The 22339-nt window shown below is 64.3% G+C and carries 25 protein-coding genes; 10 read left to right on the forward strand and 15 right to left on the reverse strand.

The annotated features are described in order from the left end of the window. Positions 1–117 precede the first annotated feature (117 nt). The 5 genes from AB7C87_RS06355 to AB7C87_RS06375 all read right to left on the reverse strand — a co-directional run bounded on the left by AB7C87_RS06355 (position 118) and on the right by AB7C87_RS06375 (position 4426). A complete protein-coding gene (locus AB7C87_RS06355; protein WP_369728902.1) occupies positions 118–1236 on the reverse strand; it encodes an MFS transporter in 1119 nt (372 codons plus the stop codon). A 256-nt stretch (positions 1237–1492) separates the two neighbouring features. Then, a complete protein-coding gene (locus tag AB7C87_RS06360; RefSeq protein ID WP_369728587.1) occupies positions 1493–1867 on the reverse strand; it encodes a VOC family protein in 375 nt (124 codons plus the stop codon). 178 nt (positions 1868–2045) lie between these two features. Beyond that, positions 2046–2483: a desampylase gene (locus AB7C87_RS06365; RefSeq protein WP_369728903.1), complete on the reverse strand. Its 438-nt coding sequence runs from the start codon at positions 2481–2483 to the stop codon at positions 2046–2048. Positions 2484–2587: 104 nt separating this feature from the next. After that, positions 2588–3568 (reverse strand): ABC transporter substrate-binding protein, encoded by a 981-nt coding sequence (locus AB7C87_RS06370; RefSeq protein WP_369728588.1) that lies wholly within the window; start codon positions 3566–3568, stop codon positions 2588–2590. Between the two features lie 147 nt (positions 3569–3715). After that, the gene (locus AB7C87_RS06375) at positions 3716–4426 is read right to left on the reverse strand and encodes a helix-turn-helix domain-containing protein (protein ID WP_369728589.1); all 711 of its coding nucleotides are present in this window, start codon (positions 4424–4426) and stop codon (positions 3716–3718) included. A gap of 83 nt (positions 4427–4509) precedes the next feature. On the opposite strand from AB7C87_RS06375, the gene AB7C87_RS06380 reads away from it, so the two are divergent. After that, the gene (locus AB7C87_RS06380) at positions 4510–5922 is read left to right on the forward strand and encodes a cytochrome P450 (RefSeq protein WP_369728590.1); all 1413 of its coding nucleotides are present in this window, start codon (positions 4510–4512) and stop codon (positions 5920–5922) included. Between the two features lie 42 nt (positions 5923–5964). On the opposite strand, the gene AB7C87_RS06385 is transcribed toward AB7C87_RS06380, so the two are convergent. The 4 genes from AB7C87_RS06385 to AB7C87_RS06400 all read right to left on the reverse strand — a co-directional run bounded on the left by AB7C87_RS06385 (position 5965) and on the right by AB7C87_RS06400 (position 8632). Next, positions 5965–6501, reverse strand: a complete 537-nt coding sequence (locus AB7C87_RS06385) for a hypothetical protein (RefSeq protein WP_369728591.1) — start codon at positions 6499–6501, stop codon at positions 5965–5967. Positions 6502–6608: 107 nt separating this feature from the next. Beyond that, a complete protein-coding gene (locus AB7C87_RS06390; protein ID WP_369728592.1) occupies positions 6609–6881 on the reverse strand; it encodes a hypothetical protein in 273 nt (90 codons plus the stop codon). Between the two features lie 228 nt (positions 6882–7109). Beyond that, positions 7110–7856, reverse strand: coding sequence for an SDR family oxidoreductase (locus AB7C87_RS06395; RefSeq protein WP_369728593.1), 747 nt, complete (start codon positions 7854–7856; stop codon positions 7110–7112). A gap of 167 nt (positions 7857–8023) precedes the next feature. Further along, entirely contained in the window at positions 8024–8632 is a 609-nt protein-coding gene (locus AB7C87_RS06400; RefSeq protein ID WP_369728594.1) for a metal-dependent hydrolase, read from the reverse strand. 473 nt (positions 8633–9105) lie between these two features. On the opposite strand from AB7C87_RS06400, the gene AB7C87_RS06405 reads away from it, so the two are divergent. After that, the gene (locus AB7C87_RS06405) at positions 9106–10113 is read left to right on the forward strand and encodes a DUF5787 family protein (protein ID WP_369728595.1); all 1008 of its coding nucleotides are present in this window, start codon (positions 9106–9108) and stop codon (positions 10111–10113) included. 128 nt (positions 10114–10241) lie between these two features. After that, positions 10242–10706, forward strand: a complete 465-nt coding sequence (locus tag AB7C87_RS06410; RefSeq protein WP_369728596.1) for a hypothetical protein — start codon at positions 10242–10244, stop codon at positions 10704–10706. A gap of 399 nt (positions 10707–11105) precedes the next feature. Here the strand turns inward: AB7C87_RS06410 and AB7C87_RS06415 are convergent, their stop codons facing one another. Further along, positions 11106–11930, reverse strand: a complete 825-nt coding sequence (locus AB7C87_RS06415) for an MBL fold metallo-hydrolase (RefSeq protein WP_369728597.1) — start codon at positions 11928–11930, stop codon at positions 11106–11108. 471 nt (positions 11931–12401) lie between these two features. Here AB7C87_RS06415 and AB7C87_RS06420 point away from each other — a divergent pair, with 471 nt between their 5' ends. The 3 genes from AB7C87_RS06420 to AB7C87_RS06430 all read left to right on the forward strand — a co-directional run bounded on the left by AB7C87_RS06420 (position 12402) and on the right by AB7C87_RS06430 (position 14959). Further along, positions 12402–12866, forward strand: coding sequence for an ArsR/SmtB family transcription factor (locus AB7C87_RS06420; RefSeq protein ID WP_369728598.1), 465 nt, complete (start codon positions 12402–12404; stop codon positions 12864–12866). Between the two features lie 71 nt (positions 12867–12937). After that, positions 12938–13753 carry a hypothetical protein gene (locus AB7C87_RS06425; protein WP_369728599.1) on the forward strand — a complete coding sequence of 272 codons (816 nt, stop codon included), beginning with the start codon at positions 12938–12940 and terminating at the stop codon, positions 13751–13753. 108 nt (positions 13754–13861) lie between these two features. Continuing rightward, positions 13862–14959, forward strand: a complete 1098-nt coding sequence (locus AB7C87_RS06430; protein WP_369728600.1) for a DUF4367 domain-containing protein — start codon at positions 13862–13864, stop codon at positions 14957–14959. A gap of 102 nt (positions 14960–15061) precedes the next feature. Here AB7C87_RS06430 and AB7C87_RS06435 read toward each other — a convergent pair whose 3' ends face one another. Both AB7C87_RS06435 and AB7C87_RS06440 read right to left on the reverse strand, forming a co-directional pair. After that, entirely contained in the window at positions 15062–15478 is a 417-nt protein-coding gene (locus AB7C87_RS06435; protein WP_369728601.1) for a twin-arginine translocation signal domain-containing protein, read from the reverse strand. Positions 15479–15619: 141 nt separating this feature from the next. Beyond that, positions 15620–17077, reverse strand: coding sequence for an ATP-binding protein (locus tag AB7C87_RS06440; protein ID WP_369728602.1), 1458 nt, complete (start codon positions 17075–17077; stop codon positions 15620–15622). Positions 17078–17206: 129 nt separating this feature from the next. Here AB7C87_RS06440 and AB7C87_RS06445 point away from each other — a divergent pair, with 129 nt between their 5' ends. Continuing rightward, positions 17207–17575: a universal stress protein gene (locus AB7C87_RS06445; protein WP_369728603.1), complete on the forward strand. Its 369-nt coding sequence runs from the start codon at positions 17207–17209 to the stop codon at positions 17573–17575. A gap of 2 nt (positions 17576–17577) precedes the next feature. Beyond that, complete coding sequence (locus AB7C87_RS06450; protein WP_369728604.1) at positions 17578–18201, forward strand: GNAT family N-acetyltransferase; 624 nt, start codon at positions 17578–17580, stop codon at positions 18199–18201. Here AB7C87_RS06450 and AB7C87_RS06455 read toward each other — a convergent pair. After that, the gene (locus AB7C87_RS06455) at positions 18198–18659 is read right to left on the reverse strand and encodes a universal stress protein (RefSeq protein ID WP_369728605.1); all 462 of its coding nucleotides are present in this window, start codon (positions 18657–18659) and stop codon (positions 18198–18200) included. The genes AB7C87_RS06450 and AB7C87_RS06455 overlap by 4 nt on opposite strands. Before the next feature lie 109 nt (positions 18660–18768). Between AB7C87_RS06455 and AB7C87_RS06460 the strand changes: the two genes are divergently transcribed. Together AB7C87_RS06460 and AB7C87_RS06465 are read left to right on the forward strand one after the other, a co-directional pair. Continuing rightward, positions 18769–19221 (forward strand): universal stress protein, encoded by a 453-nt coding sequence (locus tag AB7C87_RS06460; protein ID WP_369728606.1) that lies wholly within the window; start codon positions 18769–18771, stop codon positions 19219–19221. A gap of 44 nt (positions 19222–19265) precedes the next feature. Further along, complete coding sequence (locus tag AB7C87_RS06465) at positions 19266–20492, forward strand: DHH family phosphoesterase (RefSeq protein ID WP_369728607.1); 1227 nt, start codon at positions 19266–19268, stop codon at positions 20490–20492. Between the two features lie 42 nt (positions 20493–20534). Here AB7C87_RS06465 and AB7C87_RS06470 read toward each other — a convergent pair whose 3' ends face one another. Together AB7C87_RS06470 and AB7C87_RS06475 are read right to left on the reverse strand one after the other, a co-directional pair. Continuing rightward, positions 20535–21413, reverse strand: a complete 879-nt coding sequence (locus AB7C87_RS06470; RefSeq protein WP_369728608.1) for a DUF5518 domain-containing protein — start codon at positions 21411–21413, stop codon at positions 20535–20537. A gap of 95 nt (positions 21414–21508) precedes the next feature. Beyond that, positions 21509–22207 (reverse strand): hypothetical protein, encoded by a 699-nt coding sequence (locus tag AB7C87_RS06475; RefSeq protein ID WP_369728609.1) that lies wholly within the window; start codon positions 22205–22207, stop codon positions 21509–21511. Positions 22208–22339 lie beyond the last annotated feature (132 nt).

A 22339-nucleotide genomic window follows, 5' to 3' on the forward strand; every position in this document is an offset into this window, starting at 1 on the left:
CAGCACGACCGGTGCTGGCCGCTCGAGTGCGATCGGTGAGGAACGAGTTTCGACGAGTACTGTAACGCCGGAGGACGGAGCCGAGTCGCCGGCTGACGGAGACTGGATCGTGATCCGTCACGACGACGTTCCGACGATCGTAAGCGCCACCGATAGGGCGACCATAGCGAACGTGAGGAGAATCACGACCGCGTAGCCGTCGGTGTACGCGATCGTGGCGGCGCCGAGTGGCGGCATCGCGAGGGCGCCGACGCCGGCGGCCACGTTGAAGATGCCGACGATGGCGGTGTCCTTGTCCGGATCGAATATCCCCATGAGCAATGGGATATAGAGCGTTGCGGCGCCGCCTAATCCGATCCCGATCAGGAAGATACTCAACCACAGGGCCGGCGGCTGTGGCGCGAGAAGCAAGCCGACTCCGGCGCCCACGCAGATGAGCGACGCGACGAACGCCCGTCTCGAGCCGACCGAGTCCGCGGCGTAGCCACTGCCGATCCGGGAGATGATGCTGACGCCGCCGATGAGCCCGAACGCGCCAGATGCGCCCGCATCGGTCAACCCGCGGGCCGCGAAGAGATCGACGGCATAGGCGGCCAGAAGCTGGTACCACGCGAACGCGAGCCCCACCGCGACGAACAGCAGGTGAAACGACCGCGATCCGGCCAGCCGGCTGACCCACTCGAGGAGGTCGCCCGCCGTCGTCGACGACTGCGTCGTCCAGCGGGGACGCCGACAGGCGAGCCCCGCGAGCGCGAACACGACCGCTGTCACCGACATGATCACGAGAAATCCGCTTCGAACGTCGAGGCGGGCGAACGCGAGCTGCCAGAGCGGCGGCAAGAGAAACAGGCCGAGTCCGTTGCCGACGAAGATGAGCCCCGTCGCCGCACCCCGGCGCGTCTCGAACCATCGAGGGATTATCGACGCGATCAACACGTACGTCGTTCCGAGCGCGAGGCCGAGAACGCCGAAGACTGCGACGAGCCCGAGGTAGGATTCGGTTACGTACAGCGCCGGACCGAGCAGACCGGTCGCCCCCGCACACGCGAGGAGGACGGCTCGAGCCGGCAGTCGTGCTGCGAAGACGCCGACGACGCCGGAGCCGATGAAGAACGTAAACAGCATGATCGAGAAGACGGTCGACATGGCGACGAGGGAGATGTCGAATGCGTCGCTGAACGGCTGGTGAAAGATTCCGTAGGACAGCGGCGTTCCGAACGTAAACACCATCGCCATCGCACCGAGTACTGCGACCAACCAACTCCGCCGACTGTCCGGTTCCTCCGCGAGCCAAGTCCGTCGACGACCGGTTTCGTCTTCGAACGTGGGAATCACTACCACTGGTTACTGGTCCCGGGAGAAACCTATTTCGTTTCGAAATAGTGAATGCCCCGCCGAAACACCACGGTGTCCGACCGACAGTCGGGTCGTCAGTACTGGCGATTAGCGGCGGTGGTCGGTGGTGACGAGTTTGCCGTGTCTGATCGACCGGTCACTCGAGCGGTTCGACCAGTTCGACGACGTAGCCGTCCGGCCCCTCGAGAAAGGAGACCCGAGCGCCGGCCTCGTCGATCGTCAGCGGGCCGTTGACGACGTCACAGCCGGTTTCCTCGACCACCCGTTCCGTCGTCGCGTCGACGTCGTCGACCGAGAGCGCGAGGTGGTCCATGCCCGTCCGATCGGGATTCGGATCCTCGCGATCGGGGTCGTATCGAAGCTGGATCTCGCCGTGATCGCCGCCGACGTAGACGTTTTCGACCCCGTCGAGCGTAAACGACCAGTTCTCCTCGAGTCCGAGCGCATCGACGAAAAACGCGCGGGCGTCCTCGAGATCCGATACCCAGATGGCGGCGTGGATGACGTCCATACCCCACAGTGCGTCCCACCTCCCTTAACTGTTGATTTCTCGGGGAAACGGACTCGTGTCCCCGATTTGTACGTGTCAACGGAGGTCGTAACGAACGAGTCGATTCCAAAGCGCCGGGCGTCGGAGCATCATGAGGGCATCACGATCGCGGTCACAGCACGACGTCCCCCACTGCGACTTACTCGAGGACGAGTCGCTCACGCTCGAATCGACCCTCGGACTCGGAGGTCACGTCGTTGTCGGCGCCCGCCGGTCGCCAGCGCCAGGATCCGACCGCCAGTGGGTCGAGCGAGACGATCAGGTACGACCGATTCGGCCAGGTCGCCTCCGCGGCGTCGGTCTCGCTCGGGTCCGCCGGTCCGCGCGGGTGGGAATGGTGGAAGCCGACGATCTCTTCCCCTCGATCGTCGAGTTGCTCGAAGATCTCGAGTTGTTCCTCGGGATCGATTCGGTATCGCGTTCGGGGTCGATCGGCGACGTTTTCCGCCGGGTACTCCGACCGAACGCGACTCCGTCCGTCGGGATCGAACGTCCCGCCGAGAACGCCACAGATCTCGTGAGGTCGCCCGGCGCGGGCGCGCTCGAGTACGGCGTCGCGAACGGCGACGGGGACCACGAGTCCGGCGACCGGAGCGTCGCCGTCACCGGCAGACTCGTCGGACGAACGACGACACGTCCGACCGGGCGTCGATTCGCTCGAGTCTGGATCGCGATTCGGACTCACGGCTCGACTCGAGCGTCGCCGTCGCGTCCCTCGAACGCGCCTCGGTGGCCGAGATCGTCGAACTGACACACCAACTCACCGTGATCGCCCGACGACGGCCCGATCGAGGGGGCGAACAGATCCGGGCGGACGATCGGCGCGAGCGCCTCGAGCGTCTCGACCAGCCGTGGACCCGGTCGATTGAGGTAGTGGTTGCCGTCCATCGCCCAGACCCGCCCCTCGCGGACGGCCGTCAAGTCGTCCCAGCCGTCGCGGTCGGTGAGATCCCTGCGGTTTTCGGCGATCTGCTCGAGGGAGAATCCACAGGGCGCGACGACCACGATTTCGGGATCGTACTCACGGATCGCCGCCCACTCGTGCGGTCGCGAGGCGTCGCCGACGTCGGCCAGTCCGTACTCGCCGCCGGCCCACTCGACGAGTTCGGCCGTCCAGTGGCCCGCGATCATGACGGGATCGGTCCAATCGAAGATGGCGACCCGCGGACGTTCGCCGTCGGGACCGTCGGCGCCTCGATTGCGAACCCGGGCGAGGCGTTCTTCGAGCGATCCACGAAATTCCCGGGCGCGGTCCTCCCGGCCGATCGCCCGACCGATCCGGTCGACGTCGGAGAGGACGTCCCCGACGGAGTGGGGGTCGGTCGTCAGAATCCCCGGGTCGGCCTCGAGTTGGGCGACGGCGTCGGCGATGACCGCCTCGTCGACCGCACAGACGTCGCAGATGGCCTGCGTGACGATCAGCTCCGGCTCGAGTTCCTCGAGCGTCTCGAGGTCGACCTCGTAGACGCCGTCCTCGCCGACCTCGAGGACCTGGCGGTCGATCTCCTCGCTCGAGGCGTCGACGTCGATCCGCGAGCGCGTGATCGACGGCCGCGACCGGACCCGCGGCGGGAAATCGCACTCGTGGGAGACGCCGATCGGATCGACGCCGAGGGCGGCGACGGTCTCCGTCGCCGAGGGGAGCGTGGTGACGATGCGCATGAACGGGCGTAAGCACCCCGAAGACAAAAACGGCCGCCTCGATCGTCGGCCTCTCATCGCGTCGTTCTCTACCGCGATCGATCGACATCGACCGGTACGTCGACCGACTTGCCGTTCAATTTGGCTTCTCCGACGGCGCGATCCTCGTCAGATCTCCCAACTGCGCTCCTCCCCATCCGATCTCCCCACGGCGCCCCCGTAGCGCTCGAGCACCTGAGAGAAGACCGCCCGCTGTGCCCGTCTGAGCGCCACGGAGGCGGAACTCTCGGCACACCCGAGTTCGTCCGCGACGTCGGCGAGCGTCGCCGTTCGCGGCACGTCGTAGTAGCCAAGGCGGAGCGCCGTGTTCGCCGCCTCGAGCTGGCGGTCGGTGAGCGAGCCGGCGACGGTCCCGCCACGGCGGTCGTACGTGCCGATCTCGTGGACCGTCGTCTCGACGTCGGGGGGCAGTTCCTCGAGTACCGCCTGCAGGTCGCTCCCTTCCCCCACGAGCGTCATGCCCATGGCGGCGTCGTCGTCGAACTGAACCGGCGGGACGACGAGCAGATTTTGGTCGGCGAACGCCCCGCGCCACGACCGGTCCTCGGGCCGGGTTTCCTGACAGGCCCAGACGTGGAACGACTCCTCGTCGATGGGCGCGAGTCGGTAGTCTCGGACCGACTCGACGCGGTCGACCGCTCGGCGATAGCGCTCGAAGTCGGCTTCGACGTAGAACAGTTCGTACTCGAGGCCCGCCTCCTCCTGGATGTTCCACGTGAGTAGCTCCTCGTACCGAACGGCGTCCTCGTCGCGGATGAACTCCTGCATCGGGTGAAGCATCCAGTCCGGTTGGCGAATGCGGACGTCGAGGTACTTCATCAGGAGGGGTTCGATTTCGAGTATAAAAATACCCTAGGAGGTTCGACGTAATCCGGATCCACCGAGCGCTCGTCCCACTGAGTATGGCATCAGGATCGTCGGACACCGACGGGACCGATCGGGGGATCGACGCGAGCGACGGAAACGCAAACGATCGTCCGATCGAGGAGTATCCGCTTCCGCCGGGTCCCGACGGCTACCCGATCGTCGGGAACGCGTTTCAGGTCGTCCGCGACCCGTTCGGCTTCTACGACGTCGTGTCGACACACGGTGACGTGGTGCAGTACAGCATCGTCGGAAACACGTTCACGGCGCTGTTACACCCCGATTACGTCGAGCGCGTCCTGGTGTCCGAACACGAACGATTCGAGCGCTACCTCTTTGCCGACCTCGGTCTCGATATCGGTGCGGAGGGGCTCGTGATGAGCGACGGCGAACAGTGGCGGCGCCAACGTGGCGTGATGCAACCGGTTTTCACCACCGATCGGGTGCAGTCGTACGGGGAGACGATGGCGACGTACGCCGACCGCGCGACAAAGCGATGGGACGACGGCGACGTGATTGTGGCGAACAAGGAATTTTCCCGGCTCACGCTCCGGATTCTTGCCGAGGCACTGTTCGATCTCGAGGTCGATCCGACGTCCGACGACGAGGCGGTCGTCCGGGCCGCACGGGCGATCAACGAGCGCGCCGACGCTCGGCGGCTGTCGACGTTTTTGCCTGGATGGGTCCCCACGCTGGCAGATCGGCGTTTCGAGCGGACGATGGACGACTACAGGTGTCGGGTCGAGGAACTGATCGAACACCGGCGAGCGGTGGGGGCAGACGGCGACGACCTGCTCTCGATTCTCGTCCGCGCGGGCGGATCTGGCGAGAGCGCGCTCTCGGAGGCGGAGATCAGCGACAACCTCGTCGCCTTCCTCTTTGCCGGCCACGAGACGAGTTCGGTCGCGCTCACGTACACGTTCTCGCTCCTCGCCCAGTGCGACGACGTCGTCGACGAACTCCGCGCGGAACTCGAGTCTGTCGTCGGCGACGACCGTCCGGGTGCCGAACACGCCCGGGATCTCGAGTACACCGACGCGGTGATCACGGAGGCGATGCGACGCTACCCGCCGGTGTACATGCTGTTTCGACGGGCGCTCGAGGACGTCAGTATCGGCGGCTATCGAATCCCCGAGGGAACGATTCTCACCCTACCCCAGTTTCGACTCCACCGCGACGAGCGCTTCTACGACGCACCCGAGGAGTTCAGGCCGGAGCGCTGGATCGACGGCTCCAAACGCGACCGTCCGGAGTACGCGTACTTTCCGTTCGGCGGCGGGCCCCGCCACTGCATCGGCATGCGCTTTGCGACCCTCGAGATGAAACTGATCGTCGCAACCGTGCTTCGGCGCTTCGATCTGGAACTGCTGAGCGATCCGGATCCCGAAATTTCGGCCACGACGACGTTCGGCCCGGCGGCGGACGTTCGCATCCGACTGCACCGCCGGTGACCTCGCGTTCGGTCGCAGTCACGGCGGGCAATCGCCGTTGCGCTACAGTTCGCCGCCTTTGTCGAATTCGTCACCGTCGAGCTCTCCCGAACCGTCGTGACTCCCACTGCGGTCGATATCGATTTCGGCGTCCGTTTCCCCGTCGTCGACGTCGAACTCGTCCGTCTCGAGTTCGGTTCCGCTGACGCCGACGCTTCCGTCTTCTATCTCGATGACGACGCCGTCGTGGCCCTCCGAACGGCCCACCAGTCGGTTCGTGGCCGACTCGACTTCCCGGTTGACCGACCAGACGAACCGGAGCACCGACTCGAGGTCGTCGCCGGTTCGTCGCGGACCCGGCGTACTCGAGAGAGTCCCGAGACTCCGCGCACCTTCGGGGTGAAGGAACTGGATGGGGTGATCGTTCGGCACCTCGTGTAAGTCGACGTCGAACGACCAGAGGTAGGGCAACAGCTGGATGGCGTACCCTTTCGGTTTCGGCGCGTACCGACCAGCGGCGGTCGTGACGGAAGCAATCGCCGTGGTTCCCGAATCGGTGTCGTAGTAGACGCCCGGAACGCCCGGAATCGAAACTCGCATACTCGAGTCCAGCCGTGCTCCCGGCCTAACGGTACTGCCGGCAGGGCCACCCCCCTTATACCGCCCTCTGGAACGGGCCGTCTCGCCGAACCGCCCTCGAGTCGCCGTCAGTCATCGGTCGAACACTCGAGTGTGATTCCGGCCGCCGGATCCGCCCCACTGCGTTCCGTTCGCCGGATGGACGAACCGTCGACGTGGTAGTATCCCCGTTCGACGGTCTCTTCGTGCCAGATGTCGCCGTACAGATCGTCGTCGTGACCGGACACCTCGATCACCGACTCGACCTCGACGGTCGTCGTCTCGTCGCCGCTCTCGACGGATTCGACCTCGACCGTGACCAGGCCGGGTGTTCCGTCCTCTACCTCGTAGTGGTCCGCCACGTACGCCTCCTCGCAGCGCTCGAGTCGCGATTTCGACAGTCCCTCGAGGGAGTCGAGTCCGGCGTCGGTCTCGGATTCGAGGTCGGTCGCTGGTTCGTCGGTCTCCTACTCCTCGGCGGTCGCGTCGCGGTCTCGCACCGCGGAAGTACAGGCGGTGAGCGCCACGAGCACACCGCTCCCGAGTGCGAGTAGCTCCCGTCGAAACGCGTTCGACCGGTCCATCGGCCGTCAGAAGTTGTCCGCGAACTTGTCTCGCCGGTTGACGTCGAGTTCGCTCACGCTCGAGCCCTCGCGCGTGGCGGCGAAGGTGATGGCGTCGGCGACCTCCTCGGGTTCGCTGACCTCGCCCTCCTGGAAGGCATCCGCGAACGTCGAGCCGTCGGTCGTCTCGAACTCCGAGCGAACCTCGGCGGGGTTGACGACGGAAACGCCGACCCCCTCGTCTCCGACCTGGGCCGCGACGCTCTTTGCGAATCCCCGGACCCACCACTTCGAGGCGGCGTAGACCGGGTTGAACGACCGCGGATACTGGCCCGCGAAGCTCCCGACGAAGATCAGGTGTCCCCCGCGCTCGCTGACGTGAGGAATCGCCGCCCGCGTCGCGTAGAAGACGCCGTCGACGTTCGTCTCCTGGATCGTCTCGTACTCCTCGGTCGTCAACGCGGCGACGTCGCTCCCCCGCGAGAGGCCCGCGTTGTTCACGAGGACGTCGATCCCGCCGAAGGTCTCGACGGTTTCGTCGATCAGCGCGTCGACGTCCGCTTCCTCGCGGACGTCCGTCGGAACGACGAGCGCATCGATTCCGTACTCGGCCTCGAGTTCCGCCGCGAGCGTCGACAGCCGATCCTCGCTCCGTGCGGCGAGCGAGAGATTCGCGCCCTCGGCCGCGAGTTTTCGGGCGGTAGCCGCCCCGATACCGGCGCTCGCACCAGTGACGATCGCCGTCTGCTCCTCGAGTCGACGGTCGGATGACATGGTCGCTTCCCCCTGTGTCCGCCAGCACCGTTGGTGTTTCGCTCCGCGTGATGGATCACGATTCGAGAGCGATTTTCTCGTCGGTGCGGTCGGCACCGTCAGTCGGAACCGAGAACGAGGAATCGAGTGGCGAGCGGAATCACAGTCCGGATATCGCTTCGGACGAATCACCGAACCAGGTATCGCTCCGGAACGTACCGGCGAGCCGAAGGCGGGAGAAACCGGACACCCCACTTGGCGACGTCCTCGAGGCGCTTTCGGCTGACGGTGTATCCGATCGAGACGGCGAGCAGGCTGACGATCAGGAGTTCCCAGGCGCCGTCGAGAACCAACACGAGGGGCAGAGAGATTACTGCCGCGAAACCGAGATCGGCCGGCGATCCGTCGTAGGGGATCCACCGCCGCGGCGGAACCCACGTCCCGCGGACGTGGTCGTAGACGGCTCGATCGGACGGCGGGTTGTCCCAGGGTCTGGCGCCGAGACCACAGCTGACGACGTCGCCGACGCAGTGTAACGCCGCCGCGAGCGAGAATACGAACGCTCCGAGCGTGAGCGCGGTCGGGGCGGTGACCGCCGCGGCCAGTGCGACCACCGCCGCGGCGAATCCGTACACCGGATGGTGGAGCGTCCGGCGGTGCTCCGCGAAGACGTCCAGATCCGGAACCACGCCCCCGAGGGCGCCCGCGGCGAGGGCCGTCGGGCCGTGTTCGGGAACGAGGATCGCAACTGGCAGGGCAACGAACAGCCCGACCAGCGCGTGGGTCGTCACCATCATCGGGGCCGTGTAAGGCCTCCTCGAAGATAAGACACCAGGTTCGGTATGGTGGCGTATCAGCACTCGTGAGTGTCGTTCAGGACGGAAGAGCGCCAATACTCGAGACGGCCGTTCACCACCACTGGTGTGTCAGGACTCGAAGCGGGAATTGACCGCTTTCGAAGCCTCATACGGATTGCTGTACCGATGTCCCGGCGGTGAGTCGAACCGTGTGAGACGAGTCTCGGTGGAGGAGTGCGGCGAGTCCACCGTTGCAACCGCCGCCCCGGTCGCGGGTGCGCCGGAACTGACTGACAGTAAACCGTATGAGACGGACTGATGTCCCGATCGTCCGTACGGCCACGCTCGGTCTTGCGACGACAGCGAAAACGACGAACAGTAGACAGTACGACCGTCCGTGACGCGACGAACTGCCGGCCTCCCTCGACGCCGTAACCGGTCGTCTTTTGCCGTCACCCGCCCTCCGTCGAACCGTGTCCGAGTTCGCGTTCGAACTCGAGCTCTGTGCCCACCTCGAGTCCCGTCACGAGCGAATATTCGCCCGTCAACTCGGTGCGAGCGTCGCGGATCCCGGCGGGCGCATCCTCGACGTCGTCGGCATCGAGCCCACCTCGAACCTCGAAGAGCGTGCGGCGATCACGAGCGAATCGATTCCGGACGCGGCGATCGAGTCGGACGTTGGGACGGGACGAGCGCGCTACTGGAAGGACGCCTTCGACGACGACTGCCATCCGGACCACGCCCGCCGAGTGACCGAACGCGCCTGCGAGATCGGCTTTTTCGAGTCCGAACGCCGAAACGGCCGCGAGTACGTCCGCCAGGTCGCCCGCTATCCGGAGTGGTTCGACCGTATCGTCGGCATCGAGAACAAACCCGATCTCGGTCGACCCGGCGACCTCGAGTCTCAGCTCCGGACGGACGTCAGCCTCGCGCTGGTCGACGAGGCCATCCTCGCGACCGAGAGTTACGTCACTCGCGCACACCTCAACCGCATCCCGGAAGAGGTCGGCGTCTGGCGAGTTCACCGCGAGGCTCGCGACGAGCAGACCGACGGATCTGCCATCCGGATCGAGGTCGTTCGTGAGCCGACGCCGCTTCCCGTCGAAAAGCCGGGGATCGAACCGCTCGAGTTCCACCCTGGCCGGACCGACGTCGCCGTCGTTTCCGTGGCGGCGAAAGCCCGCGCACGTCGGCGACTCGCGGAGCGAGCATACGGGAAGGGGTGGCGGACGTACGACGTTCCCGCCTGTGGGGCCTGTTCGCCGACTGACGCCGACGAGCGGGGTGCGACGCTTCCCCACTGTGTGTGGAACGATCGAGTCGTCGACGCGGCCGCCGAGTGCGGTCCGACGTGTCCGGGATACGAGCCCGCAGACGCGCCCGCCGTCGACCTCGAGGCCGAGCGCGACCGGCAGACGCCGTGGCGGGCGGACCCCACCGGCCGACGGCGACGGCAGTCGGGACTGGATCGGTTCGGGTAGGGTCGCTGGGACTCGATACGATACAATATATATTTGTACATGGGGATGTATTAAATAATCATTTGAGGAGTAAAATTATCTAGGGTGTTTTGCATGTTTATAACGGTCCAACAGAAATAGTCTTAATAATGGTCCAACGCCGAAGATTGCTTACCACGTTTGCTTGTACAATAGGCTCTGTAATTCTCGGTGGCTGCCAATCTAATAATCAACAAGATAATGAAGAAATTACTGTGGGATATACAGCAGTTAGTCCACCTGGAAGAGATGCAGGAGAGCCAGGATGGGTATTAGTGAAAAGGACAGAAAACATATTCTCAGTGACGTTTGACGTTCGCCTTTGTGGGGCTATTGACGATGTTTCGGTAGACCAATTTCAACATAACGAATATGTATTGAATATAACAGGGCAAATTTCTGATAATGGGGATTGCCAACCTACACGTCTTCTTGGAGGTGTTGAAGTTCCGACAGAACAGCTCTCTCTACAAGTTGAAATTAATAATGATCAAATCAAACAAATTGAACGAGATGGCACAACTACATCACTCCATGATCTTCCAGACTTAGTGCATAATGACAATATTGGATAGTAGTGTATGGAAAATATATGTTGGATTCTCGACAGAATCCCAACGTTCTACCTGTGACAGAACAGCGGACTTCCGCGAGTGTTATTGTGGATTCGATGTACACGGTTACACGACTTTCCGGCCGAGAGACTAATTCTATCTCACCAACTGGGCCTCGAGAGCGCCGAACGTCGGTCGCTGCTCATACCTGTTGGCTAGCCATTCGCTCGCGAGGATCACGGCAACGTGGACCTCGTCGATTTCCTCGAGAGTGTACCCAACACTGTACTAAGGCATACACTCTTTCAGCGTCTTGTCTTCGTGGCGTACCTTGCTGACCGGCTTGAGCTCGAGGACACCCGATCGGTCTTCGACCGCACGACGAACCAGTTCACTATCCAGTGGAAGGTGGCCGACGTACTAGATCGTGTACGTCTCGCCGTCGAGCGCCAGTGGCTCCTCGAACGCCTCGTCGGCGGGGTAAAAGTGGGACACGTGAACGAGGCGCGTCCGCTCTGCGTTTAGCTCCTCCGCGAGCGCGAGTGCGCCCTCTCGAGTCATGTGTTTCGTTCCGAACGTCCGGGGGACGCCGTCGGGTCCCTCGTGTCTCCCGCCTGCGGGATGGTACTCACAGAGGTGGGCCGGGACGATGGCGTCGGCGAGGAGCAGATCGGGGTCGGCGAGAACCTCGCGCGAGCGGTCCGGGATCGCAAAGCTCGTATCGCCCGTAACCGACAGCTTCGAGCCCGTCGCCGGATCTTCGATCGTGAGGCCGTAACAGCGCTGGGGCGGGTGTTCGACCGGCACCAGCGTCACCTCGAGATCGCAGAGGTAAATGGTCTCGAACGGCGTGATCGGCTGTACGGAGAGCAACTCGAGGTAGTCGTACTTCGAGGCGACCGTCTCCGCGACGCTCGCGCCGGTCGCCGGATCGGTCTCGTCGGCCGCGTACACCGAAAGCGAGTCGAACAGCCGAAAGGCGTTGCCCAGACCGTCGAGGTGATCGAAGTGGATGTGCGTGACGACGGCGGCGTCCGGGAGCGGAACCTCCTCTCGCAGAAACTGGGTGCGAAAATCGGGACTGAAATCGATCAACAGCGACTCGTCGATCCGTTCGTTCTCGACGTGAACCGAAAACCGCGTGCGCTCGAGGCCGCGTTCTCGCGCGAGTTCGCACGTCTCGCAGTCACAGCCGACGGTCGGGGTCCCCGTCGTGTCTCCGGTCCCAAGAAGCGTTACGCGCATCGTTACTCGATCCCTCCACCGTCGGCGACCATCACCGGACCGACCGCACTCGAGGCCGTGAACTCGGCGGTGGACTCGCCGTCCCGGATCGGTGCGTCTCGGATCACGAGAGTCCACGGACTCGTCGATCGCACCCCCGAACGCGCCGGTCTCGTGTGGCGATTCATCGCTCGTTGTGCCCTCATTCGAAGGCGGTACATATGGGTGTTCCCCGCCTCGTCAACGAAACAGCGTGGTTCGTGTGACACTCCTTTGGGTTTTCGAACGGGAATTGCGCCGTTTCACGCGGTCGCATCTCGAGTTCACCCGCTATCACCTCGTCGAAGAGAAAGGGAATCGGAGTCGAACGCCCCGCCTCCACTGGAGATGCGATAGGTCCGCCGGACGCGATGGATCAAAACCGATTTTGAGTTACGGAAGTAGTTAGGTATCGTCGACACGAACGGTTCGACACCACCGCCCTCGCTATCCATGTCACGACTCCTCCCGACGACGACGAACGCCTCGACGGAGCGGACGGGCGATCCGTCGCTCCTGTGTATCGACGACGACCGAACGAGCGACGTCCTCGCGGCGCTCTCTTCGGAAACCGCTCGGGACGTCTTTCGAGAACTGAACGAGCGGCCGCTGACCGCCGCCGCCCTCGCCGACCGACTCGACATGTCGATCCAGAGCGTGAGCTATCACCTCGAGAACCTCTCGGAGACCGGTCTCATCGACGTCGCCGACACCTGTTACTCCGAGAAGGGCCGCGAGATGGACGTTTACGCCGTCTCTGAGGAGCCCCTGATCCTCTTTCTCGGCACCGAGGACGATCAACCGGGACTCAGGATGGCGTTCAAGAACCTCGCCGTCGCGGTCGGCCCGGCGTCGATTCTCATCGCCCTCTGGGAGACGCTCGCACGCTACGTCGGCTCCGGCGTCGGCGAAGCGTAACGAGCCGAGCGGTACGCACAAATATACGCATGGTTACACTTATACGAGACCGTCGAGTTCCTCCGGAGTGAATGGTCGAACGGTTCAAGCGCCGAGACGATATCGACGGCTGTGCCTGTCTCGAGTGTCGGAACGTCAGCGCCGCGACGACCAAACGAAGAGTCGGAGACGTCATCCTGTGGTCGGTCGGGTTCTTGCGAACGCATCCGTCGGTCGTCGCCGTCTTCCTCGGGCTGGCGGTTTTACAGTTCGTCACCCATCTCGCGCCGACGCCCGTCGAACTCCTATTGCTCCCGCTTCTGTTCGTCGGCAGTCTGTTCGCCCGCGGCTACGCGGCGATGTTCGCCGCGAGCACGCTCTCGGAGCGCCCACACACCAGAAAAGCGGTAGCGTGGTACACGCTTCGACGAGTGCCGGCCGTCTTCGCGATCTTCGTCCTCGTCGGTCTCGCGATGATGGCGCTGTTCGCAGTCGGGGGCGTGCTCGTCTTCGTCGTCCTGATCGGTAGTCGACTCTGGCATCTCCTCGTCGGTCTCCTCGGCTTCGTCGTACTCTTTTGTCTGTTCGTCGTCATCTCGGTCAAGTTCATCCTCGCCGCGGAAGCGGCCGTCGTCGGCGGTTATGGGCCGATCGAGTCCCTGCGGGTGAGCTGGTCGATCGTCTCGTTCCGTCGTCGGACCACGATCTTGCTCATCGGTCTGGTCGTCGCGCTCGTCGCCTCGTTTACGATCGTCGGAATCGGCGCAGCGACCGAACCCTACCCCGTTCTCGGAAACGAGACGGTGAGACACGTCTTCGTCGGGCTGATGAACGCCGCGACGTTCCTCTCGACGGCGATCACCGCCCTGGTCTTCGCACACGTCTACGTCCAGGGCGTCCTCGAGTGACGTGCCGTCCGCGATATTCATCGACGCTAAACCGTCGTTACTGTTGCTCAAAACCCATTTTGAGCCATCTGAACCCCTAATACGTGCCCCGCCGAACGTTCAGTCGCAATGATACCTGATTGGTCCCTCCCGAAGGGCGCCGCGATCGGCGTCGCTCTCCTGTTGGTACTTGCAGGTTGTACCGCTGCGCCGATCACCGGCGACGACGTCGACGCCGCAGAGGTCGTCGAGAAAGTCGAACAGCGACACGACGAGATCGAGGACGTCCACGGCGTCCAGCAGACCACCGTCGACGATGGCGAGGAAGTCACGACGACGACCGCCGAGGTCTGGGAGAAGCCGCCGAACCAGTACCGCGAGGAAGTCCTGTCGTCGACCGCCGATTACACCGAGGAAGGCGACACCACCGTCGCTGACGGAACGCAAGTGTGGAGTTACACCGCGGACGACGACACGGTTCGAACGTTCGAATTCGAGGACGACGCCGCCCTGGGCGCGACCGGGTTCGAGGACGAGGAACTCGTCGACGAGTATCTCGAGGCGTTCGACGTCGAGTACGACGGGACCGAAACCGTCGCCGATCGCGAAGCGCACGTCCTCAGGCTGACGCCGAGCGAGGACGGCGACGAGAACGTCGCGGAGGTCTACGACGAGATCGTCCTGTGGATCGACGACGAGTACTGGTACCCGCTGAAGCAACAGGCCGAAATGGACACCGAGGAACACTCGATGGCCGTCACGATCACGTTCGAGGAGATCGAGTTCAATGCCGGCGTCGAGGACGACCGTTTCGCGTTCGATCCGCCCGAAGACGCCGAGGTCGTCTCGCTCGAGGATATCACCACCGAGGAGTTCGAGACGCTCGAGGACGCGTCCGAAGCGGCGCCGTTCGACGTCGCCGAACCCGACGTTCCCGAGGGCTACGCCCTCGATCGGGCGAGCGTGACCGACGACGGCACCGGTGGCGTGACGGTCACCGCGACGTACACCGACGCTGACGGCGAATACCTGTCGCTGTCGGTCGTAGCGGACCGCGACGTGACGCCGTCCGGTGAGTCGGTGACAGTCGACGGAAGCGAGGCGACGCTGGTCGACGGATCACTGTCCACCCTCTACTGGGAGTGTGGCGACCTCGAGTACACCCTCTCCGGTGACCTCGAGGGCGAGGAGTTGACCGAGATCGCCGAGACGGTCGACTGCCAGTAAGCGGCCGGCCGGTATCGGTACCCGGCACCGACGGTTGCACTATCGCGTCAGTGATGGCCGTCGATTTGTCGCCACACTTTTTTGACAACCGAAGTGAGTCGCTCAAAGCCGTTCGATAACTCGGACGTTCCCGTTTTCCGACACCGCGACGACGGTCGACTCGGAACACTCCTCGATCGTCTGGCCGACGCCGTCGGCTGCATCTTCGTGGGTTCGAACCTCAGAGAGCGGATCGTCGCCCTCGATCGGCCCGCACTTGACGCCTTCCGTGTTCGGATCGAGGGACATGACGGTTATCGTCCCGTCGGCGTCGATCTCGAGGTCGGCACCGGGTGGTTGCTCGAGGCCCTGAGTCACGTTCTCGACCGTCTCCTCGGCTTCTTCCTCGAGTTGGTCGATCGATTCGTCCTCGAGTCCCTCGGCCGTTTCCTCGAACAGTTCCGCCTCGTCGAGACAGCCGCCGACCACCGCGGCCGCTGTCGTCGCACCGACCCCTCGAAGTAGATTTCGTCGTTTCATACCGTAAGAACACGGCCGCTCGCCGTCGACGGTCAGCCGATTCGAGCGTCAGTAGCCGTCTCCGGGCCGACGATTGGCTCGGGGCGGAATCAAGGTTGTGGCCATCCCGTCTGGCCGAGGATTGTGGGGGCCGGTCACCGATCAGTCGTGGTCGTGACTGTGATCGTGATCGGCGTGGTCGTGGTCGTGGTCGGCGTGATCGTGATCGGCGTGGTCGTGGTCGTGGTCGGCGTGGTCGTGATCGTGACCGCCGTCGCTCGCCTTGCCGAGGTCCCCGCCGGCGACGAGCGCGTCGTGGTCGCCCTCGATCATGTCCATATTCTTCAAGGTGTCACGTTCTTCGAACTCCTCGACGGCGTCCAGCAGGTCCTCCTGGTTCAGCGTCGTCCGGTCCTCGGTCAACGCCTCGAGGACGGCCTCGCGAAGCACCATTCGGAGGTCGCTCCCAGTCAGCCCTTCGGTGATCTCTGCGATCAGTTGCGGATCGAACTCCTCGATGTCCATCGTCCGGGTGATCACCCGGAGGATGTCCGCGCGCATCCCGTAGTCGGGTTTCGGGAAGTTGATGATCTCGTCGAACCGACGCCAGGCGGCGTTGTCCAGTTGGTCGGGGTGGTTGGTCGCACCGATGAGGAGCACGTCGTCTTCGATGAGCGAGATGTTGTCGATGCTCTTGAGTAGGGTGTTGACGGCTCGTTTGAGCGCGGCGTGTTCGTCGCTTCGTCGCGTCTTCGCGACGAAGTCGAACTCGTCGATAAAGAGGATACACGGCGAGAGTCGCTTTGCGACTTCGAACGTCTTGTCGACGTTTTTCGCCGTCTCACCGAGGTACTGGGAGGTGATCATCGAGAGTTTGACCTCGACGAACGGCAGGTCCATGTCGCGTGCTAGCGCCTGGGCCGTCGACGTCTTCCCGGTGCCGGGTGGCCCGACGAACAGCAGTTTGCCGATCTCGCGCAACCCGATATTGGCGAGGTAATCGCGGTGTTCGATCGCCTTCGCGATCTTGTCGATCTCGCTTTCCTGGCCCTCGGTGAGCACGAGGTCGTCGAGCGTGATGTCGACTTCCTCCGGCGCGCGGACGTCCACCAGATCGAGCATCTCCTCGTCGTCCTCGTCGTCGAAGTACTCCTCGAGTAAGCCGTCGATCCAGACGCGGTCGGCCTGGATCGGCCGGTTCGCGTCGCGAGCCTCCTCGTGGCTGACGTCGAACTCGAACTCCTCGAGGTCCTCGAAGCGTTTCGCGAGCGTCGGATTCTCGCGAAGGCGCTCGTCGTCGATTCGTTCGGCGAACCACCGTTCGGCCATCTCCTGTTCGGCGAGGGTGACGGTCCCGGAGAACTCGTCGCGCTCGGTGAACATCAGCTCCGAGACGGCGTTCCAGGGCTGGTCGGTACCGGTCGCCTCACGCGTGGTACTGTTCGTCGCGGAGAGCGGGCGGCTGATCCCCGTTTTCCTCTCCCCGTCACCTTCGTCTCCACCGGTCCAGAACACCCGGCGAAACGACGGCGGCAAGTCGTTCTCGTCTAACGTCCGGTCGTCGGAATACACGCTCGTCGTGAGCAGAAACTCGACGACATCGAGCGCCGCATCACTCATTCGGTAATCGTACCGTCCACACGCTCTTAACGGCGTCGTCATGCAGGAGGTGTGCGAGACGTACCCAGGACGGCATCCGGTGGCGATTGTGGCACAACGATTTTCGTCTCCCGTCCCGCAATCGGAGATATGAACGTCCTAGTCGGTCTCGGCGGAAGCGACGAATCGGTAAAGACGCTCCGGCGGACGATCGAGCGCACACAGAAAGTCGGCGACGATCTGACCATCGCGGTCCTCGAGAAGCCCGAATCGCCCCGATCTCAGGACGAGATGTACGACGCCGCGGCGGAACTACTCGAGGACGCCGGCGTCGAAAGCGAGATCGTCCGCCTCGAGGGCGATCCGGGGAGTTCGCTCGTCGATTATGCCGAACAGGGTGAGTACGATCAGCTGGTGATCGGCGGCGGAACGTTGAGTCCGATGGGGAAGATCCAGCTCGGACCGATCACCGAGTTCGTGCTGTTGAACGCACCGACGACCGTCAAGTTGGTCCGATAACGATGTCGGGTACGCGAACGTATCCGGACGAACCGGCCGGCTCGTTCCCCTCGCCGCCGGCGACCGTTCCGGATCGCGAGGATCGGGAGATCACCCTCGAGGCGGCCGGCTCGCTCTCGGACGGCCGACTCGAGGACGTCATCGAGATGTACGTCCGGTTCGATCCGGCAGATCGGGCACAGGGTATCCCCCCGACCGGCCACGAACGGATCCGGAGCTGGCTCGAGGGAATCGGCGAGGACAGCGTCAACGTCGTCGCCATCCACGACGGTGACGTGGTTGGCCACGCGATGCTCGTTCCGGACGTCGAGGATCGGGACGTCGATCGCTCGGGTGCCGATGAACCGGACGTCGATCGCTCGGGCGTCGATAACCGAGGCGACGACCTCGTCGCAGGCGAGTGGGAACTCGCGATATTCGTCGTCCAGGAGTATCAGCGGGCCGGGATCGGAACGACGCTTCTCGAGCACTTGCTCGGTCACGCGATCGATATCGGTATCGACCGGGTGTGGCTGACCGTCGAGCGGTGGAACCACCCCGCGATCGCGCTCTACGAACGCGTCGGGTTCGAGACCACGGGGTCACAGAGCTTCGAACAGGAGATGGCGATTTTGCTGGAGAGCTAGACCGAAAGGACCGGCTGGCTCGCATACGAGAGAACGTACTCGGCGACTTTCTCGAGAACCTCTGCGGAGGCGGCGTCGGTCACCGGCTCGCGCGGGAGGACGATGAAGTCGGCGTCGATCTCGTCGGCGGTATCGAGCACGACGTTGCCGGGGTGGCGGGTTTTCCGACTCTGCGAGAAGCCGTCGTCGACGGACGTCGACAGCGGGACGCCGGCGCCCTCGGCGACCCTGGTCACGTCGTCGAAAAACCCCTGGGTGTTCTCCGCGACGACCGCCTCCTCGACGGTCCCGACGTCCATCCCGCGAACGACGCCGTGGCCGAGGACGTACAGCGCGTGAACGGACGCGTCGTACCGATCGGCGATGGCGATGGCGTACTCGACGGCGGTGGCGGACTCGTCGCTCCCGTCGACCGGTGCGAGGACCGTGTCGACCGAGAACTGCTCGCTGTCGTCCATACCCGCCAGTGTGTCGCCCGGTGCAAAAAATGCTCCCCCGCCGGCGAATTGCGGGGGTGCGACGACGGTATCGGGGGTGTTTAAGCCGCTCCGGGAGAAATCCTCGGCCATGTTCGATACGGTCGTTGTCGCCACGGACGGCTCCGACAGCGTCGAGCGGGCGGTCGACGTCGCGCTCGATCTCGCCCATCGGTTCGACGCCGACGTCCACGCGCTCTCGGTCGTCGACGCCGGGGAGGTCGACGCCTCTCCCGAACAGCTCCGGGAGGAACTGCGAACGGCCCTCGAGACCCACGCCGACGCCGCGCTCGCGACCGTCGAAAACAGAGCCGACGGCGCGGTGACGCCCGCCGTTCGCGAGGGGCGTCCGGGGGCCGAAATCTGTGAGTACGCCCGCGAGGTCGACGCCGATCTGATCGCGACGGGAACCCGCGGCCGCCACGGCGAGAACCGCCTTCTGCTCGGGAGCGTCGCCGAACGGATCGTCCGAATCTCGCCCGTGCCCGTCCTCACCGTTCGCCAACTCGAGACGGTCGACGAGGGCGCGGCCGCAAGCGTCTGACCGGGACCGGGGGGTACTTCCGGCGTCGGCCCGGAATCGAGGGTATGTACGACGATCTCATCGACAGCAGTGATCTGTCGATCGCCCGCAAGTCTATCTTACCGGGAACCGGTTTCTTTCTCCCCGATACGCTCGAGGAAGACCGAGAGGAAGAACGAACCGAGGCCGCACTCGAGGGTGCCGACGTCGCCGTCGTCGCCGACCCCGACGCGGACGGGCTGGCCTGCGTCGCGCTGATTCGTGAAGCCTACGACGACGTCCGAACCGTCCCCGAACCCGACGCCGATGCGGACGAGGAAGACGGAAACGAGAGCGACGTGGCCGTTTACGGGTCCGAGGAGGAGCCGCTCGAGGACCCCGAGCCAACGCCCCACTCGGTTGCACTCGTCCCCGCGAGTCCACACGACGTCGAGGACGCGCTGGGCCGCGTCGCCGAGTACGCCGACGAGGGGATCGACCTCTACGTCTGTGACCTCGCCCCGGATCGGTACGAGTACGTCGAGGAGGAACTCGACGCCGCCCTCGAGACCGCTTCCGGCGTCGCGTGGTACGACCACCACCAGTGGGGCGACGACGTCGCCGCGGCTGTCCGCGAGGCGGGCGCCGACCTCGTCGTCGGCGACTCCGAGGAGGAGTGTAGCGCCGACGTCGTCTACCGCTCGCTCGAGTACGAGTTCGGACCGGTGTACGAGGAGTTGGCGGCGGTCACGCGCGATCACGACCTTTGGCTCCGCGAGGACCCGCGAAGCGACGACCTCGCGGACTACGCCTACTGGACCGAGCCCGCGGAGTACGTCGAGGTCGTCCGCGAGTACGGCGTCGACCTCCCCGAGTGGGCTCAGGCGTTCATCACCGAGCGCCGCGTCGAGAAGGAGGCGCTGATCGACCGCGCCGTCGCTCGCTCGGAACTCCGAGAGATCGGCGGCTACACGGTCGGGATCACCTACGGCCGGTGTTCACAAAACGAGGTTGCCGAAGCGATGCGCGAACAGGGCGCCGACGCGTCCGTAGTCGTCAAACCCGCCGGTTCGGCCTCGATTCGAGGCACCGACGAGTTCGACCGCTGTCACGAGGTCGCCGGACGGGTCAACGGCGGCGGCCACCCCAAGGCGGCGGGCTGTAAACCGGATATCTACGAGGACATGCTCGATTACGCCCACCACTGGACCTCCCGCGGCGCGGTGACCAAACAGGTCATCCTCGAGGCGTTCGAGGCGGTCGTCGCGGCAGAAGCCGACGAAGCGGAGCGCGACGACGAATCGGACGCGTAGACACAGCGCTCGAGCGAGGGCGTCGGGTTGAGGACAGAGCCCTTACGGCGTCCCGAGGTAGCGGTGTCTGTAGTTGAGGTACATCACGGCCGTGAGCCAGAGGGCGAGGGCGAAGCCGTACAGTCCGTCTCCCGACGGGTTCACGGAGTTTCGGAGCGTCGCCACGACGTAGACGACCGCGTACGCGCCGACCGGAACGCCGACGTACACCCGCCAGCGCGGTTGCCAGACAGTCCCGACGGAACGGATGTCCTTGGTGAGTGCGACGAGCGCACCGATCATCGCGCCGACCAACGCGAACAACATCGCGACGGCGAGGAGCACGCCCGCGCCGCCGTCCGGGGAGACCCCGAAGACGTAGAGAAACACCACCGGGGTGAACAACACGTACGCCGCGATGTATCGCCAGTGGCCCGCATCCACACCGTTTCGGTCTGCTCCTTGAGAGTGGGTCTCCGGTGAGTCGGCCGAGGTACGTTTCGCGTGGCCGTCCGTCGCCACGAGTTCGCCGATGACCGCACCGATCATACCGGCGAAGACGGAGAGGATCACGACGAATCCGATCGCGATCGCGCTTACGGCGACGACGGCGACCGCGTATCCGGCCGATGCACCCCACAGCCCCGTCACCATCGTGACGACGACGAGGAGTATTCCACCGATCGAGCCGACGAGTCCGGTCCGCTTGCCGGCGCGTCGGCCCGACGTCGGCCGCTCGCCGTAGCGGTAGCCGACGACCAATCCACCGACGAGAACCGACGTAATCGATATCGCTCCGCCGATCGAGATGGTATCCGTCGAGGCATTGGCGCTCCACGACGAAAGTAGGAGGGTGAAGGGAATCGTCGCGAGGCCGACGACCGTCGCGGTTCGAAGCCGCTCGTCGGTCGCCCCCGCGACGACCCGCTGGAGGGCGATCATACTGTCGTCGTTGGTTTCACCGTCCGGTCTCCTAAACGTGTCGACCAGAGACTACTTTCTCGGCTCGAGTGCTTCGGCGCGAACCGCTTGAGCCGTCAGTCCTGCGAGAGGACGTATCGCATCACGAGCTGGAGGATGTGAACGAAGACGCCGGCGACGGCGATGTAGACGCCGATCGTCTGGAGCGCGGTCGACATATCCCGGTTATCGCGAACCTGCCAGATCTCGTAGCCCAACCGGAGCAGGAAGCCGAGGAAGATGCAGACGAAGCCGACGAGCAACAGGACCGGCAGGACGAACGTCCCGACGGCGATGACGACGACGCCACCGAGAAAGGCGAAGTTGGCGAACCGGCCCCAGTGTTCGAACGTCGTCGAGCGGGCGTAGACGTAGCCCGTGATGATCGCGGTGGCGATGGCGGTCACGATGGCGGTGATGCCGAGGATCGTTACGCGGGTGTCAGCGGGCGCAAAGGAGATGACGCCCGCGCCGAAGACGCCGAAGGCGAGCTGTAAGATCACCATCCCGACGAACGCGATTCCCATGTCGCCGCCTTTGACGCCGCGCTCGGCGATCAACTCGCCGCCCATGATCGCCGCACCGTAGACGATGACGCCGAGGATGGGCGCGGCGAACAGGTAGTCGTTGACGACCGCGAGCGGCGTCATCGCGAAGACGTACATCAACGCGACGGTGATCGTCATCAATACGCTCGCGCCGCCGATCACCCGTACCTCGCGACTCGAGAGACCGAATCCGCGTTCGGTCTCGTGTGGCGTCTCGAACGAACTCATTGGTGTTTCTACCCGATCGCCGTGGAAAAACGTACTCCTTACCGTCGGCCGATTCGGATCAGTGGCAGGCGATGACTCGAGAAGAGCGGGAGCTGAGTCGACTCGAGTGGGACAGAAGACGAGTCCGACTCG

Origin of the sequence: Natrarchaeobius versutus (assembly GCF_041205745.1) — an archaeon.
Lineage (GTDB): Archaea > Halobacteriota > Halobacteria > Halobacteriales > Natrialbaceae > Natrarchaeobius > Natrarchaeobius versutus.

Excerpts from the sequence above, each read along its gene's own strand:
- AB7C87_RS06440 (WP_369728602.1), bottom strand. The coding sequence starts at position 17,077 with ATGAGTGATGCGGCGCTCGATGTCGTCGAGTTTCTGCTCACGACGAGC.
- AB7C87_RS06420 (WP_369728598.1), top strand. The coding sequence starts at position 12,402 with ATGTCACGACTCCTCCCGACGACGACGAACGCCTCGACGGAGCGGACG.
- AB7C87_RS06370 (WP_369728588.1), bottom strand. The coding sequence starts at position 3,568 with ATGCGCATCGTCACCACGCTCCCCTCGGCGACGGAGACCGTCGCCGCC.
- AB7C87_RS06445 (WP_369728603.1), top strand. The coding sequence starts at position 17,207 with ATGAACGTCCTAGTCGGTCTCGGCGGAAGCGACGAATCGGTAAAGACG.
- AB7C87_RS06410 (WP_369728596.1), top strand. The coding sequence starts at position 10,242 with ATGGTCCAACGCCGAAGATTGCTTACCACGTTTGCTTGTACAATAGGC.
- AB7C87_RS06385 (WP_369728591.1), bottom strand. The coding sequence starts at position 6,501 with ATGCGAGTTTCGATTCCGGGCGTTCCGGGCGTCTACTACGACACCGAT.
- AB7C87_RS06435 (WP_369728601.1), bottom strand. The coding sequence starts at position 15,478 with ATGAAACGACGAAATCTACTTCGAGGGGTCGGTGCGACGACAGCGGCC.
- AB7C87_RS06450 (WP_369728604.1), top strand. The coding sequence starts at position 17,578 with ATGTCGGGTACGCGAACGTATCCGGACGAACCGGCCGGCTCGTTCCCC.
- AB7C87_RS06400 (WP_369728594.1), bottom strand. The coding sequence starts at position 8,632 with ATGATGGTGACGACCCACGCGCTGGTCGGGCTGTTCGTTGCCCTGCCA.
- AB7C87_RS06355 (WP_369728902.1), bottom strand. The coding sequence starts at position 1,236 with ATGGCGATGGTGTTTACGTTCGGAACGCCGCTGTCCTACGGAATCTTT.
- AB7C87_RS06375 (WP_369728589.1), bottom strand. The coding sequence starts at position 4,426 with ATGAAGTACCTCGACGTCCGCATTCGCCAACCGGACTGGATGCTTCAC.
- AB7C87_RS06380 (WP_369728590.1), top strand. The coding sequence starts at position 4,510 with ATGGCATCAGGATCGTCGGACACCGACGGGACCGATCGGGGGATCGAC.
- AB7C87_RS06430 (WP_369728600.1), top strand. The coding sequence starts at position 13,862 with ATGATACCTGATTGGTCCCTCCCGAAGGGCGCCGCGATCGGCGTCGCT.
- AB7C87_RS06465 (WP_369728607.1), top strand. The coding sequence starts at position 19,266 with ATGTACGACGATCTCATCGACAGCAGTGATCTGTCGATCGCCCGCAAG.
- AB7C87_RS06425 (WP_369728599.1), top strand. The coding sequence starts at position 12,938 with ATGGTCGAACGGTTCAAGCGCCGAGACGATATCGACGGCTGTGCCTGT.
- AB7C87_RS06470 (WP_369728608.1), bottom strand. The coding sequence starts at position 21,413 with ATGATCGCCCTCCAGCGGGTCGTCGCGGGGGCGACCGACGAGCGGCTT.
- AB7C87_RS06475 (WP_369728609.1), bottom strand. The coding sequence starts at position 22,207 with ATGAGTTCGTTCGAGACGCCACACGAGACCGAACGCGGATTCGGTCTC.
- AB7C87_RS06395 (WP_369728593.1), bottom strand. The coding sequence starts at position 7,856 with ATGTCATCCGACCGTCGACTCGAGGAGCAGACGGCGATCGTCACTGGT.
- AB7C87_RS06460 (WP_369728606.1), top strand. The coding sequence starts at position 18,769 with ATGTTCGATACGGTCGTTGTCGCCACGGACGGCTCCGACAGCGTCGAG.
- AB7C87_RS06360 (WP_369728587.1), bottom strand. The coding sequence starts at position 1,867 with ATGGACGTCATCCACGCCGCCATCTGGGTATCGGATCTCGAGGACGCC.
- AB7C87_RS06415 (WP_369728597.1), bottom strand. The coding sequence starts at position 11,930 with ATGCGCGTAACGCTTCTTGGGACCGGAGACACGACGGGGACCCCGACC.
- AB7C87_RS06455 (WP_369728605.1), bottom strand. The coding sequence starts at position 18,659 with ATGGACGACAGCGAGCAGTTCTCGGTCGACACGGTCCTCGCACCGGTC.